At 35.2% G+C, this 14167-nt stretch carries 12 protein-coding genes; 6 read left to right on the top strand and 6 right to left on the bottom strand.

The features are described 5' to 3' along the window. The first annotated feature begins 105 nt into the window (after positions 1-105). A complete protein-coding gene (locus OLM61_RS15115) occupies positions 106-2493 on the top strand; it encodes a TonB-dependent receptor domain-containing protein (RefSeq protein WP_264523461.1) in 2388 nt (795 codons plus the stop codon). A gap of 874 nt (positions 2494-3367) precedes the next feature. Here the strand turns inward: OLM61_RS15115 and OLM61_RS15120 are convergent. After that, on the bottom strand, positions 3368-4036 hold the full coding sequence (locus OLM61_RS15120) for a ZIP family metal transporter (RefSeq protein ID WP_264523462.1): 669 nt from the start codon (positions 4034-4036) through the stop codon (positions 3368-3370). 92 nt (positions 4037-4128) lie between these two features. After that, positions 4129-4893: a class I SAM-dependent methyltransferase gene (locus tag OLM61_RS15125; RefSeq protein WP_264523463.1), complete on the bottom strand. Its 765-nt coding sequence runs from the start codon at positions 4891-4893 to the stop codon at positions 4129-4131. A gap of 167 nt (positions 4894-5060) precedes the next feature. Here OLM61_RS15125 and OLM61_RS15130 point away from each other — a divergent pair, with 167 nt between their 5' ends. The 3 genes from OLM61_RS15130 to OLM61_RS15140 all read left to right on the top strand — a co-directional run bounded on the left by OLM61_RS15130 (position 5061) and on the right by OLM61_RS15140 (position 7257). Beyond that, on the top strand, positions 5061-6224 hold the full coding sequence (locus OLM61_RS15130; RefSeq protein WP_264523464.1) for a THUMP domain-containing class I SAM-dependent RNA methyltransferase: 1164 nt from the start codon (positions 5061-5063) through the stop codon (positions 6222-6224). 88 nt (positions 6225-6312) lie between these two features. Further along, positions 6313-6549, top strand: a complete 237-nt coding sequence (locus tag OLM61_RS15135; RefSeq protein WP_017498385.1) for a hypothetical protein — start codon at positions 6313-6315, stop codon at positions 6547-6549. A gap of 15 nt (positions 6550-6564) precedes the next feature. Beyond that, positions 6565-7257 (top strand): aspartate/glutamate racemase family protein, encoded by a 693-nt coding sequence (locus tag OLM61_RS15140; RefSeq protein ID WP_264523465.1) that lies wholly within the window; start codon positions 6565-6567, stop codon positions 7255-7257. A gap of 64 nt (positions 7258-7321) precedes the next feature. On the opposite strand, the gene OLM61_RS15145 is transcribed toward OLM61_RS15140, so the two are convergent. The 3 genes from OLM61_RS15145 to rlmD are packed head-to-tail and all read right to left on the bottom strand — an operon-like array spanning position 7322 to position 10071. After that, positions 7322-8125, bottom strand: a complete 804-nt coding sequence (locus OLM61_RS15145) for a DUF6048 family protein (protein ID WP_264523466.1) — start codon at positions 8123-8125, stop codon at positions 7322-7324. Continuing rightward, positions 8097-8648, bottom strand: a complete 552-nt coding sequence (locus OLM61_RS15150) for a DUF6452 family protein (RefSeq protein ID WP_264523467.1) — start codon at positions 8646-8648, stop codon at positions 8097-8099. Before OLM61_RS15150 ends, OLM61_RS15145 begins: the two co-directional genes overlap by 29 nt. 10 nt (positions 8649-8658) lie before the next feature. After that, positions 8659-10071, bottom strand: a complete 1413-nt coding sequence (gene rlmD, locus OLM61_RS15155; protein WP_264523468.1) for a 23S rRNA (uracil(1939)-C(5))-methyltransferase RlmD — start codon at positions 10069-10071, stop codon at positions 8659-8661. Positions 10072-10230: 159 nt separating this feature from the next. On the opposite strand from rlmD, the gene OLM61_RS15160 reads away from it, so the two are divergent. Beyond that, positions 10231-11280: a sensor histidine kinase gene (locus OLM61_RS15160; RefSeq protein ID WP_264523469.1), complete on the top strand. Its 1050-nt coding sequence runs from the start codon at positions 10231-10233 to the stop codon at positions 11278-11280. 500 nt (positions 11281-11780) lie between these two features. Beyond that, the gene (locus OLM61_RS15165) at positions 11781-12797 is read left to right on the top strand and encodes a tail fiber protein (RefSeq protein ID WP_264523470.1); all 1017 of its coding nucleotides are present in this window, start codon (positions 11781-11783) and stop codon (positions 12795-12797) included. 482 nt (positions 12798-13279) lie between these two features. On the opposite strand, the gene cysM is transcribed toward OLM61_RS15165, so the two are convergent. Further along, entirely contained in the window at positions 13280-14167 is an 888-nt protein-coding gene (cysM, locus tag OLM61_RS15170; protein WP_264523471.1) for a cysteine synthase CysM, read from the bottom strand.

Genomic DNA, 14167 nt, shown 5'->3' on the forward strand with positions numbered 1-14167 from the left:
TTTCTTCTGAGAAAATGAGTTCGACTTTTTTTTGTCGGTCGAATTCTCAAAATTTCCAGGGCAACTTTGCTTCAAATTAATCGAACAAGTTTAAAACCAGAAATTATGAAAAAAGTTTGCCTCCTTATTATTTTAGCATTGCCAGTGTTTGGTTTAGCACAAACAACTGCAAAATTAAAAGGAAAAATAGCCAGCGAAACAACTGCATTAGAATGGGCAGATGTTTCGGTATTTAATTCAGAAGGAAAAATTATAGAAGGAACAACAAGTAAACAAGACGGCTCTTTTGAGATGAGTTTAAAAGAGGGTTCTTATAAAATAGGAATAAGTCTGTTGGGATTTGTGGACTACGAAAAACAGATTACGATTGAAAAAGATATCGATTTAAAGACCATAGTTTTGAAGGAGAACACCACCCAATTAGGCGAAGTTGTGATCAAAGCCCAAAAAAGCACGATCGAGCAAAAAACGGACCGTCTGGTTTATAATCTTGAAAACAATGTAACAACGGTTGGCGGTGATGCTTTGAGCGCCATCAATACAGCGCCGGGTGTTGTGGTACAAAAAGACGTGATTAATATTTTAGGAAAAGGCGCTTCCCGCGTGATGATCGATGGACGTATCGTTGAATTAACCGGTGAGGAACTAAACAATTACTTAAAATCGATATCGGCAGCAGATATCAAAAACATTGAGATTATCAGTAATCCTCCGGCAAAATACGAAGCCGAGGGAACAGGTGGACTCATTAATATTATACTGAAAAAAGGTGCCCGAAATTCCTGGAAAAATACAATCACTACCTCTTACGATCAAAATAAGTACGGGGCTCTGACCTTGAGAGACAATTTCTTTTACAACAAAAACAAGTTTCGATTCTCGGCCAGCATTAATGGAAAAACAGGACATAAATATGCTGATGAATTTCTGGACATGTATTTTCCTGATGGACTATCTGAAATGATTATTAACACAAAATTCAAGGATCAGAATTTATCCGGAAAACTAGCCCTGGATTATGATTTTTCAGATCGTATTACAGTTGGTTTTCAGTTTTTAAACGATAGAAGTAACCCGGACTTTAATTCGGATATCAGAATCAATAATTACAATACTAAAAATGAACTGGATAATTTTATTCTGAATAATAGTTTTGTAGATAAGCAGTCCGGTAATCAGACCTATCACGGGCATGTGATTGCAAAACTGGATTCGTTGAACAGAAAGCTGTCTTTTGATGTGGATTACTTTAATTACGATTCAAAATTTGACAGAAGTTCTATTGCCAATAATTACAGACCAGACAACACCTTCGTTGGTATCAATCAGTCTGCCAGAAATATTTCGAATCAGGATATTGATAACTGGAGTTTTAAGGCAGATATGGAGCATCCGCTTGAAGCCTTTAACTTGTCGTATGGAGCAAAAATGAGTTTTACAAACAGCAAAAGTTATATACTTTATTACGATACAATTACGGGAGTACCGGTACTGGATCCTAACCAGTCCAACCGATTTACATATACCGAGAACAATCAGGCGGTTTACATTAACGGAGATAAAAAAATCAACGAAAATTGGAATTTTCAACTGGGTTTACGACTTGAAAATACCAAAACAAATGGTTTTTCGGAGACTTTAAACGAGGAGACCAAGAATAATTATCTGAGATTGTTTCCAACGGTCTATGTTTCGTACAAGAAAAATGAAAACAACAATTTCAGCTTGAATTATGGAAAAAGAATCAGCAGACCTCAGTTTGATCTGATGAATCCATTTCGCAACTACATTAACAGTAACAGTTATTCAGAGGGGAATCCGTTTTTAAGACCTTCTTTCAGTGATAATTTCGAATTTACCCATTCGTACAAAGGAGTTCTGAGAACCAGTGTATTCTTAAATGTTATTAATGATGGTTATGGGGTAATTTTTACTTCAATTCCGGAAACCAGTACACAGATTGTAACGAGAGAAAATTACTTCAGAGATCTTAAATATGGAGTAGGAGAGAGCTATTCTGCCAGTTTTGCAGCGTGGTGGCAGAGTGAAAACACCCTGTATTTCTTAGGATCAAAAACAAAGTTTATAAAAGATATTCATGCCACTCCATCGAACAGTTTAGAAGTTAATTTTTCAACCAATAACACGTTCTCATTAGGAAAATCTTCCAAGCTACAGATTGATTTTAACTACAATACACCTTCTAAAAGCGGTTTGTACAAAACAGGCTATATGTCGAGTTTTGATATTGGTTTTAAGCAGGAACTGTTGGGGAAATCGATGCAAATCGCCTTTTTGGCCAATGATATTTTTAATACCTCTTATTTAAAAGATCTGGTTTCGGTTGTAAATGGTGTAAAGCAGGTGTACAGTCAGAATTTCTCCAACAGATTTTTGCGTTTGTCTGTTATTTATAATTTCGGGAATAAAAAGATAAACGTAAAACAACGTGACTTCGGAAATCAGGAAGAGAAAAACAGAACCGGGAATTAAAAATAAGCTGTAAAGTGATTGCTGATTTTTGATTAACGATTGTAGATTTCGGATTTATGAAATCTGGAAAAATAGATAATAAAGTAACACCAAATTAGAAATCTACAATCGTTAATCTGCAATCTAAAATATTTTAACTTAATGACGTTGGTGTCGAACCTACGGCTCTTTTTATTATGATGTTTGTTTTTTACGACGGATTAAAATCCATCGCTACAATATGGGTCGAACCGATGGTTCTTTTTATTATGATGTCTTTTTCTACGACGGATTTTAATCCGTCGTTACAATATCATTCGAACCTATGGCTCTTTTGCAACGTTAACGCTTTGTTTTATGAAAATCGATTATGTGTAGAACCTATTTTTTATGGTTCTGTTTAGCTTATGTGTATGGATTATGTTCTGTTAACAACAAAAACAATTAAGTTCCGAAGGAACGACAATTTTTGTAGCAACGGATTTTAATCCGTTGAAAATAAGATGTGTTCAAAATAAGTTCCAGCGGAACGACACATTTCGCAACAATTTTAATCCATGACAATGATTTTTGCTTCTTTTTGAGATTAAATTAACCTGAATCATTTCAATATTATTCGAGCCTATGGCTCTTTTGGAACGTTAACGCTTTATTTTATGGAAATCGAATTGTGCAGAACCTATTATGTTTTTATGGTTCTATTTAGCTTATATGAATGGATTATGTTCTGTTAACAACAAAAACAATCAAACAATCAAGTTCCGAAGGAACGATAAATTTGTAGCAACGGATTTTAATCCGTTGAAAATAAGATGTGTTCAAAACAAGTTCCGGCGGAACGACACATTTCGCAGCAATTTTAAGCCATGACAATGATTTTCATTTCTTTTTGAGATTACAGTATAAAGGCCAAAAGAACTCCAAGAACAATCATAGAGACTTTGGCAACATTGAATTTATGTCCTTCGCTGCTTTCGAAAATAATGGTTGAGGAGATGTGAAATAAAATTCCAATTACGATAGCAGTAATCTCTGTGTAATATTTGTTTAAAATAGGCAAATATTCAGAAGCAACCGTACCTAGCGGTGTCATCACTGCAAACGTAAGCATAAAAGCAAAAATGGCTTTTTTATTTAGGTCAGCATTGATAAAAAAAGTAGTCAAAATTACGGCGATTGGCAAATGATGAATAGCAATTCCAAGTGCCAAACCGTGATGGTGACTTACCGGAAAACCTTCCAGAAAAGCATGAATACACAAACTGGCAAACAGCAGCCAAGGGATCTGTGACATTTTAGCATGTCCGTGTACGTGACCGTGTTCGGCTCCTTTAGAGAAAAATTCAAGTATGATCTGGAATAAAATTCCAACCATAATGAAAATCCCAATATTGGCATTGTGTGTTTCGTAAACTTCCGGAAGCAAATGCATTACGGTTAGTGACAATAAAAATGAACCGCTAAAAGCAAGCAATAGTTTTAGATTGGTTTTGCTTTTTGGTTTTAAAAACAAAGCCACCAGATAACCTAAAAGTACAGAAAATAAGGGTAATAGATAATTCATTTTTTATTGTTTAATCGTTGATTTGTTTAATCGGTTAATTGTTTTTTTTGTTCAGCGATCAAACGGTTAAACAATTAAACGATTGCCCAATTTTATTTAAAAATCATGATTAATCGTTCGCTTTCGGTTTTGTGGAATTTTTTTAGTCTGTAATCTCCAAAAATATCCAACAGGAAGATACCGGCTTCGGCCATTAGATCCTCAAAATCTTTTAAAGTTAAGGCTTTTACTTTTTCGGTGAAATGGTACTTTCTTCCCTGATCCTCAAAATCGATTTCTTTAAAAATATGTCCGTCTTCAACATATCGTTTGATTTTAAAATCAATTCCGTCCACATTTTTTACTTCTTCGGGTACCAATGTTTCGATAACCTGAGTAACATTCATGAAATCGATTACCGCAAAACCATATTCAGATAAACTTTCTTTAATGGCTTTAAGCGTTGTCAGATTGTCGTCGTCACTTTCGAAATATCCAAAACTGGTGAACAAGTTAAAAATAGCATCAAATTTTTCGTCAAAAGGCTCACGCATATCGTGTACCTTAAAATGCAGGGTATCGTTGCTGTTTTTAGTGGCTTCGGCGATACTGTTTTCAGATAAATCGGCTCCTAAAACGTTAAATCCTAACTGATTTAAGTAGATGGAGTGACGGCCTTTTCCGCAGGCTAAATCCAGTACTTTTGCTTTTTCAGGAAGATTCAGATAATGGGTCAGATTGTCCATGAAAATCTGAGCTTCGCGATAATTTCGGTCTTTATAAAGGATATGATAATATGGAGTGTCAAACCATGAAGTAAACCAATTTTCGGTATTACGTTCCTGATTTGGTGAGGATGAGTTTGCTGCTTCAGACATTTATTCTATTTCAATTAATTCAAAGTCCCGCAAATTTAGTGTATTTTTGCCGAAAAATAACTATTTCGCAACGATACCTCACGAATCATTGCAGAGATGCAGCAGGTGTACAGAGATGCAGATGCAGAGATGAACAACAGTGCATTTGAAATAATTCAAAAATAAAGATGGAAGAAAATTTTAGAATGATAGCCAAATGTTTTTTTGGTTTTGAAGAAATATTAGAGAATGAATTGCGTGCTCTTGGTGCTCAGGATGTCGAAAAAGGAGTACGAATGGTAAGTTTTAAAGGAGATAAGGGTTTTATGTACAAAGCCAATTTATCGCTTCGTACAGCGCTTAAAGTTTTAAAACCTATTTATTCGTTCAGAGCCAATAACGAACAGGCTTTGTACAAAGGAATCTCAGGTGTAAACTGGTCAAAACTGTTAAATGCCAATCAGACTTTTGTGATCGATGCAACAGTACATTCAACTTATTTTAACCACTCTGAATTTGTTTCTCAAAAATGTAAAGATGCTATTGTAGATCAGTTTAGAGAAAGAACCGGACAGCGTCCGAGTATCGATAAAGCTTTTCCTGATTTAAGAATCAATGTGCATATCGATAAAGATCAGGTTTCGGTAGCACTGGATACTTCCGGAAATTCACTGCATCAACGTGGTTACAGAACTGCGACGAATATTGCGCCAATCAACGAAGTTTTGGCGGCAGGAGTATTATTATTGTCAGGATGGGAAGGGCAAAGTCACTTTTTAGACCCAATGTGTGGTTCGGGGACCTTTTTGGCCGAAGCTGCTATGATCGCTTGTAATATTCCGGCGAATATTAACCGTAAAGAATTTGCATTCGAAAAATGGAAAGACTGGGATAATGATCTTTTCGATCAGATTGTAAACAGTCTGATGAAAAAAACAAAAGAATTTCATTATACCATAAAAGGTTTTGACAAAGCACCAAGTGCTGTAAGCAAAGCCAAAGACAATATCAGAAATGCCAATTTGGAGGATTATGTTACCATAAGTGAAGACAACTTTTTTGATACAGAAAAAGCTGTGGAAGGAAAGCTACACATGGTTTTCAACCCACCTTATGACGAGCGTTTAGATATTCATATGGAGGAATTCTATAAAAGCATAGGAGATACTCTAAAGAAAAGCTATCCAGGAACAAATGCCTGGTTTATTACAGCAAATCTGGAAGCCCTGAAATTTGTAGGCCTAAAACCATCCCGAAAAATTAAACTTTTCAACGGAAGCCTTGAAGCACGTTTGGTAAAATACGAAATGTACGAGGGAAGTAAGAGAACGAAATTTCAAGTTAACGAATAGTTGCAAAGAGGCAAAGGTTCAGAGGTACAAAGAAAATACACTTTGTCGCTTTGAACCTTTGTACCTTTGAACCTTTAAAAAGAGAAAAATGACAAAACTACAAGTAAGAGCTTTTTTATACCAATTAGGGTGTTTCGCAATTCTATTTATTTTAGGAAGATTTTTGGTAGCTTCTTATACCGGATTAACCGGATTTTGGATTCCGATGACCGCTTTTATTGTGGCGACTTTGATTTCGCCTAAATTTCAGTCGGTGAAAACCAAAGACGGAGAAAAGCTTTTCATGAAATGGATTTTTATAAAAGGAATTAGAGAAATTGGATAATTAATTGATTTTTATATGAGGGTAATTGGACTTATAGGCGGAATTAGCTGGGTTTCTACAGCAGATTATTACAAACTTATAAACGAGGGAATTAATGATAAGCTGGGAGGGCTTAATTTCTCAGAGTGTCTGATTTATTCTTTCAATTATGCTGATATTAAAAAAAATAACGATGCCAACGACTGGGATTCGACTTTTAAGATGCTTTTAAAAGGATGTCAGTTTCTTCAGCAGGGTGGAGCCGAAGCTATTGTTTTGTGCGCTAATACCATGCATTTAATTGCTGATCGGTTAGAAGAAGCTATCGACATACCAATCATTCATATTGCAACGGCAACCGCAGTAGAAATTCAGAAGAAGGAAGTTAAAAAAGTAGGTTTATTGGGAACTAAGTTCACCATGGAACTCGATTTTTTTAAAGATAAATTAGCTGCAAACGGAATTGAAACGATTATTCCGAAAAATGATGCCGACCGGGATTTCATGCACACCACAATTTTTGAAGAGTTGGGGAGAGGTTTGGTAACCGAGGCAACTAAAAAACGTTATCTGGAAATTGCCAATCAATTGATCGAAGAGGGTGCGGAGGGAATTATTTTAGGTTGTACCGAAATTCCTTTAGTGATAAAACCCGAAGATGTTACTGTCCCCGTTTTTGATACCACATTAATTCACTCGGTGGCTGCAGTTGAATTTCAATTGTCCTAAATAAAAAAAAATCCAAATTCTAATATAACTATTGGAATTTGGATTTTTTAATAAGTAAGGTTTGTTATTTTCTAATCGTTTCCTTTTTTATTAATTCAGGAATGATTGTCTTTTTCTTATAAAGCGGAATGAAGTAAGAAACGGTATAGTTAAAACCAATTCCGAAACTACCGTCATACGTTCTGTTAAAACCCGGGATATATAGATTATCAAATCCGGAAGGTTTTTGGTTGGCAACTAAAAGTTTCAGTTGAACCCCAAAACCAACAAACACATTGTTAAAAACTTTTGCTTTTATTCCCAATGCAACTTCAGCCCAACCTGCTGTAAGACCATTGTATTTTTCACCGGAAGCAATTGCCGGCTGTTCTCCCCAATACGGATTTGGATTGTAAATCTTATACGTATTCAGTTGCTGACTAAAAGTACTGAAACCGCCTCGCAAACCTATTGTAATTAAATTTTCCATGTCCAGCCAGTTTTGATACAAATTGTAGTCAAAACCTCCTTTAATATAAGTTCCGGTCGTGGTTGAATTTAATCGGTCGTCATCTGTGGTTTTATCTTCAAAACCAAGCTCGGCAGCCAGATAGTATTTTTTTGTCAGACGAAAATCACCTGTAACCTCAATACCTTTGTAGTTTTTATCGTACAGTCCGCGGGTTAATTTGTACAAATCAACTCCTACGCGAAGTCCGTAGCGATCTGTTTTGATACTGTCTCGTTTGGTTTCCTGAATAGCAGGTTTGGCCGCTTGTGACTTCGGTTTTTCTTTTGTTACTGTTGTGGTTGATGTTTCCTGAGACTGACCCAAAAACATTGAAAACAATAAGCAAATACTAAAAATAGATCTCAATGTGTGTTTCATTTTCAAGTTCAACATTAAATTGCTTTACAAAAATCTGTTTGATCCATGCTCCGTCACCTGTCGGATCTGTTTTTACGAAAGGGTTTATTTCGGGAAGAGTAAAAGTGGTCTTAAAACCACAGGCTCTTGATACGTAAACATTTTGATGTGTGTAATTAAAAGTGATAACATCGGTGTTTTTAGCCGCCAGATTGGTGGTTAAAGAGTTATAAACGAATCGATATGTTGTAGTATTCTGATCTGTTCTCAAAGGTATTGAAACAGTGTTTGAATTGGTTACATATCTTGTAAGATCTTTTTCGTCTGTTATGCTTTTATTAAAAACAATTCCTTTGTTATCTCCCTCTGCTCCTCCAATAACCATCAGATCTTTTACATTTTGTTTTTGAGTGGGTTCACTGTCTTTGTAAAATGTAATCACTAATCTTGGAGTAGTGGGAGTGTTGGCATCGCAAATGTCATCTTTCTCACAACTGGACAGACCAAAAGTAAAGATTAATAAAAGAGAGATTATTTTTTTCATTTAAGTTTTATTATCGAAGTTCTAAAAGTACAACATTTTCGACATGATGCGTTTGCGGAAACATATCAACAGGTCTAACACGGGTTACCTTGTATTTCTCGTCCATTAATGCCAAATCACGTGCCTGAGTTGCCGAATTACAACTTACATAAACTACTTTTTTAGGCGCAATTTTCAAAATTTGATCAATAACGGCAGCGTGCATACCATCTCTTGGCGGATCTGTGATAATCACATCCGGTTTTCCGTGCTGAGCAATGAAAGCTTCGTTAAAAACGACTTTCATGTCACCTACAAAAAACTCACAATTGGTAATATTATTGCGTTCTGCATTGGCTTTAGCATCTAAAATCGCTTCAGGAACACTTTCAACACCAATTACTTTTTTTGCTTTTTTAGAAACAAACTGTGCAATTGTTCCGGTTCCGGTGTACAAATCATAAACCGTTTCGTTGCCGGTAAGTCCTGCAAAATCACGGGTTATTTTGTACAATTCATAAGCCTGATCCGAATTGGTCTGGTAGAAAGATTTAGCGTTGATGCTGAATTTTAAACCTTCCATTTCTTCCAGGATATAATCTCTTCCTTTGTACAGTTTAATATCCTGATCGTAAATAGTATCATTTTGCTTAGCATTTACCACATATTGCAAGGAAGTAATCTGTGGAAACTTTTCGTAAAGATGATCTAAAATCAATTCACGGTTTTTAGGGTCATTTTCAAAAAACTGAATCAGGACCATGATTTCACCGGTAGAAGCCGTACGAATCATTACTGTTCTTAATAAACCGGAATGTTCTCTCGGATTAAAGAAAGCCAGATTGTGGTCGTTTGCAAAAGCTCTGATTTCATTTCGGATAGCATTTGACGGATCTTCCTGTAAATGACATTTTTGAATGTCCAGAATTTTGTCCCACATTTTCGGAATATGAAAACCTAAGGCATTTCGGTTGCCTAAGTCTTCTGTACTTTCGATTTCCTTTTCGGTCAACCAACGGCTGTTAGAAAATGAAAACTCCATCTTGTTTCTGTAAAAAAACTGTTTTTCAGAACCTAAGATGTTTTCGAATTCAGGAAGTTCGACTTTCCCGATACGCTGCAAATGATTTTTTACTTCGTTTTGTTTGTAATACAACTGTTGGCTGTATTTCATATTTTGCCATTTACATCCTCCACAAACGCCAAAATGATCGCAGATTGGTTCAATACGATGTTCTGATAATTCGTGAAATTTTACGGCTTTGCCTTCATAATAGGCTTTTCTTTTCTTAAAGGTTTGTACGTCTACTACATCGCCAGGAACGACATTCGGAATAAAGATTACTTTTCCGTCAGGAGCCTTTGCTACTGATACTCCTTTTGCTCCTGCATCAAGAACCTGAATTTGATGAAAGACAACTTTGTCTGTATTTTTTCTTCCCATAGCGCAAAAATAAGGGTTTGTAAACTTTTATAAATTTAATTTTTAAAATATTTTATCAAATTCCCTAATTTAGTGGTTTAATCGAGTTTAAAAGTTAACTTTGTTTATAACAAACCCCCTGAATGCTGCGTTTTTAACCTATTACTATTGTTGTCTTTTATGAAGTTGTATCATAGTCTGTCTCAAATTGGCTTTTTGAAGAAAAGTTATGCGTTTAAATTTTTGTTTGTTGCTTTTATCGGTATTCACATTCCACTGATTGGAATCTTATTTTATGTGCTGTATTACAATCACAGCATTTCGGCTACCTCTATTTTAATTTTCTCTCTCGTCATGACTTTATTGGCGACATTGATCACATTATTAGTTCTAAATCACTTAATTAAACCTATTTCGATAGCTTCGAAAGCTCTGGACGATTACCGAAACAATAGAAGATTATCTATTTTACCTACAGAATATAGTGATGAGGCAGGTTTGTTGCTGTGTAACATTCAGGAATCTATTTATGAATCAGAAAGTTTTATCAATGAAAAACAGGATCTGATCTATATGCTTTCGCATGATTTGAAGAATTTTGCAGGAAATCCGCAAGGGTTGGCGAGGCTGATTATAAGCGAAAATCCATCAGAATCCGTTCGTCAGTTGGCAGAATTGATTTGCGAATCCACTAATCTGCAATTCCGATACATTGAAAACTTCATTAAACTATTGCAGGAACAGGATAGAGTGGTCAAAGGGAATTTAGAGATGAGAATGATTTCATTTCCTAATATTTTGCCTTTTATCAACGAACAGGTCGAACAGCGTTTGATCGATAAGAACATTAAATTGAGTCTGAACTTAGAACTGGTTGAAGCAAAACTACGAATTGACGAAGGTTTACTCGTTCAGGTTCTGGTGAATTTGATTAGCAATGCGGTTAAATTCTCTTATTTTGACAGTGAAGTTAAAGTTCGAATGTACACGGAAGATGGTCGATTTATTGTAACCGTTACCGACAACGGAATTGGCTTTGATAAAACTCAGATTGACGAGCTCTTTAAAAAATTCACAAAAATGAGCCGATTGGGTACTGCTAACGAATCCTCTACAGGAATTGGTTTGTATTTGTGCAAAAAAATAATCGAGAAGAACAAAGGGAAGCTTACAGCATCCAGCGAAGGTAAAAACAAAGGCGCTGAATTTAAAATTGAGTTTGATTTGTAGTCCATAGATATCTCCATTTTCCTGAATATATAAAAAGTATAAAACTGCTAAGACTAATATTGTAAGATATTTTTAGTGACTTTAGGAAATGATTTATCGTATTTATATCAAATTAGGAATTGGCGAAGTATAGTCAAAAGTACTAAAAGACATCAGAAATAGTCATCTTGGACGCATCGTAACCATATCCAGCATTATCATATTACCTCCCCCTCATCAATAAGTGCTAATATTCTTTTTAGGGAACATGTTCAAATTGTTCTACAGTATCTCCACATAATTAAGCTTGTATTAAATGTGGGAAAATGGTAGTGATGTATTAGAAATGGATACTAAAAATATTATAGAAAATTGAGGGATTAACAATTTACATCAGTAAGGAAAACAAAGGTAATTTAGATCTTAAACAAAAAATAGAAAAATTAGAAAAAGAAAACAACACATTTAAATTATTATCTAAAAAGCTCCCTAAGCTTGAGAATTAAATCAAATATTATATCATGAAAAAAACTATACTCAGTACTTTAATTTTAATATCTTCTATATTTTCAATGAAAGCTCAGATATATGGAACAATAAAAGGAAACTCTACTAATGATAACGTAGGTATTGGAACTAAAACTCCTATTGAAAAGCTTGATATTAATGGTGGAACTGGAGATGGGGCTTCATTTGATGCAAGAATGGCATTAACAAAAGTTTCAAGTACGGGAAATGTTTTGAGCGCAAAATTAGTTTTAAACGATGCGGATACTAATTTTGGTAATCTAAGTTTTAAAGTAAAAACAACTCCTAGTGAATGGGAACTCGAAGAGTTCTATACCAATGCTCTGACTATAAAAGGATTTAATGCCTTTGTAGGTATTGGTACCAATAATCCTATCGAAAAACTTAACATTAATGGTGGAACTGGGGATGGTGCTTCATTTGATGCAAAAATGGCATTAACAAAAGTTTCAAGTTCAGGAAATACTCTAGCTGCAAAAATAGTTTTAAGTGATGCAGATACTAATTTTGGTAATTTATCATTTAGAGTAAAAACAACTGCTAGTAAGTGGGAACTTGAAGATTTCTATACAGATGCTCTAACAATAAAAGGATCAAATGCAAATGTAGGAATCGGTACAACAAAACCAGATGAGAAACTTACTGTTAACGGAAAAATTCATGCTCAGGAAATTAGGATAGACCTTTCTGGTCCGATGACTAAGGTTCCTGACTATGTCTTTACTAATGATTACAAGTTAAAATCACTACAAGAAGTAGAAGAATTCATAAAACAAAATAGTCACTTACCAGAAATACCTTCTGCAAAAGAAATTGAGAAAAATGGTCTTATGCTTGCTGAAATGAACATGAGTTTATTGAAAAAAATTGAGGAACTTACACTTTACTCTATTGCTCAGGAAAAGAAAATAAATTCGCAAGCACAAGAAATTGAAATCTTAAAAGATTTTGCTCTTCGCATAGTGAAAATGGAAAATGAATTAGCTAATATAAAAAAAATAAAACAATAGAATTTCAAAATCTAAATTAGGTGTATTCAGAAGTAAGCTAACATTTGAGTAAAACAATAAAAAATGACCGATTTTGATTTTCAAAATCGGTCATTTTTGTATTTCATGTTTTTTATGGATATTCTTAAGTTGAAAAATGATTTTTTGTTCTCAAAAAGACACCGATATTCTGTCGGATTTTGCTACGTCGCTATTTTTAAAAATACTTTTTCCTGTTTCAAGTTCATTTGCGGTATACCGCTCCACCGGAGCTCTTTTGTTAGGGGATAACTGGACTATATTTATTTCGCCCCTTCGGAGCTTACAAAAACTTTTGTTTAATAATAAATAAATCGGTGTCAATTCGCGTTTTCGCTTTAGCGAATCCGTTTCATCCGCGTACCATATTCGCAAAGTTCTTGTATCAAAATTTATAGTTTATGGTTCTGAATCAATCTTACTTTTGGATAAAAATATTTCTAACTCAGAACCATAAAGTTTTTTTAGTCAAATAAATCAGAAGATAAATAACGGTCACCGCGATCGCAAATTACCGCAACGACAACCCCTGACTCCAGTTGCTCAGCAATTTTTAGAGCTACAGCTACAGATCCTCCGCTGCTCATTCCGGCAAAAACGCCTTCTTCAAGAGCAAGTCTTTTAGTCATTTCTCTGGCTTCTTTTTCGCTGACATCAATAACGGTATCTACTTTTGAGGCATCGAAAATTTTTGGTAAATATTCCTGAGGCCATTTTCTAATTCCCGGGATCTGCGAACCATCGCTAGGCTGGGCTCCTATGATCTGAATGTTTTTGTTTTTTTCTTTTAAATAAGTCGATGTTCCTATGATAGTTCCTGTGGTTCCCATAGCTGAAACAAAATGGGTTACCGTTCCGTCGGTATCTCTCCAGATTTCAGGACCTGTTGTTTTGTAATGTGCTTTCCAGTTGTCGTCATTTGCAAACTGATTTAACATCAAATAACCGCCTTCAGCAACTTTTTTGTCGGCATAGTCCCTTGAACCGATAATTCCTTCGCTAGCGGGCGTTAAAATAACTGTAGCGCCATAAGCACGCATGGTTTGAGTTCGTTCTTTTGTAGAATCTTCCGGCAGCACCAATTCAATTTCAATTTGAAACAATTGTGCAATCATGGCCAAAGCGATTCCGGTATTTCCGCTGGTAGCTTCAATCAGCTTGTCGCCTTTTTTAATATCGCCTCTTTCGATAGCGGATGCAATCATGTTGTATGCCGCTCTGTCTTTTACACTTCCTCCGGGATTGTTCCCTTCGAGTTTCAGTAAAAGTTTTACGTTTTTATTTTTAACCAAATTGACAGTTTCCATCAAAGGAGTGTTTCCAATTAGGTTAAGCAATTTCTGTGGACCCAT

Source organism: Flavobacterium sp. N502536 (assembly GCF_025947345.1).
Taxonomy (GTDB): Bacteria; Bacteroidota; Bacteroidia; order Flavobacteriales; family Flavobacteriaceae; genus Flavobacterium.

Excerpts from the sequence above, each read along its gene's own strand:
- OLM61_RS15115 (WP_264523461.1), top strand. The coding sequence starts at position 106 with ATGAAAAAAGTTTGCCTCCTTATTATTTTAGCATTGCCAGTGTTTGGT.
- OLM61_RS15120 (WP_264523462.1), bottom strand. The coding sequence starts at position 4,036 with ATGAATTATCTATTACCCTTATTTTCTGTACTTTTAGGTTATCTGGTG.
- OLM61_RS15125 (WP_264523463.1), bottom strand. The coding sequence starts at position 4,893 with ATGTCTGAAGCAGCAAACTCATCCTCACCAAATCAGGAACGTAATACC.
- OLM61_RS15130 (WP_264523464.1), top strand. The coding sequence starts at position 5,061 with ATGGAAGAAAATTTTAGAATGATAGCCAAATGTTTTTTTGGTTTTGAA.
- OLM61_RS15135 (WP_017498385.1), top strand. The coding sequence starts at position 6,313 with ATGACAAAACTACAAGTAAGAGCTTTTTTATACCAATTAGGGTGTTTC.
- OLM61_RS15140 (WP_264523465.1), top strand. The coding sequence starts at position 6,565 with ATGAGGGTAATTGGACTTATAGGCGGAATTAGCTGGGTTTCTACAGCA.
- OLM61_RS15145 (WP_264523466.1), bottom strand. The coding sequence starts at position 8,125 with ATGAAACACACATTGAGATCTATTTTTAGTATTTGCTTATTGTTTTCA.
- OLM61_RS15150 (WP_264523467.1), bottom strand. The coding sequence starts at position 8,648 with ATGAAAAAAATAATCTCTCTTTTATTAATCTTTACTTTTGGTCTGTCC.
- rlmD (WP_264523468.1), bottom strand. The coding sequence starts at position 10,071 with ATGGGAAGAAAAAATACAGACAAAGTTGTCTTTCATCAAATTCAGGTT.
- OLM61_RS15160 (WP_264523469.1), top strand. The coding sequence starts at position 10,231 with ATGAAGTTGTATCATAGTCTGTCTCAAATTGGCTTTTTGAAGAAAAGT.
- OLM61_RS15165 (WP_264523470.1), top strand. The coding sequence starts at position 11,781 with ATGAAAAAAACTATACTCAGTACTTTAATTTTAATATCTTCTATATTT.
- cysM (WP_264523471.1), bottom strand. The coding sequence starts at position 14,167 with ATGGGTCCACAGAAATTGCTTAACCTAATTGGAAACACTCCTTTGATG.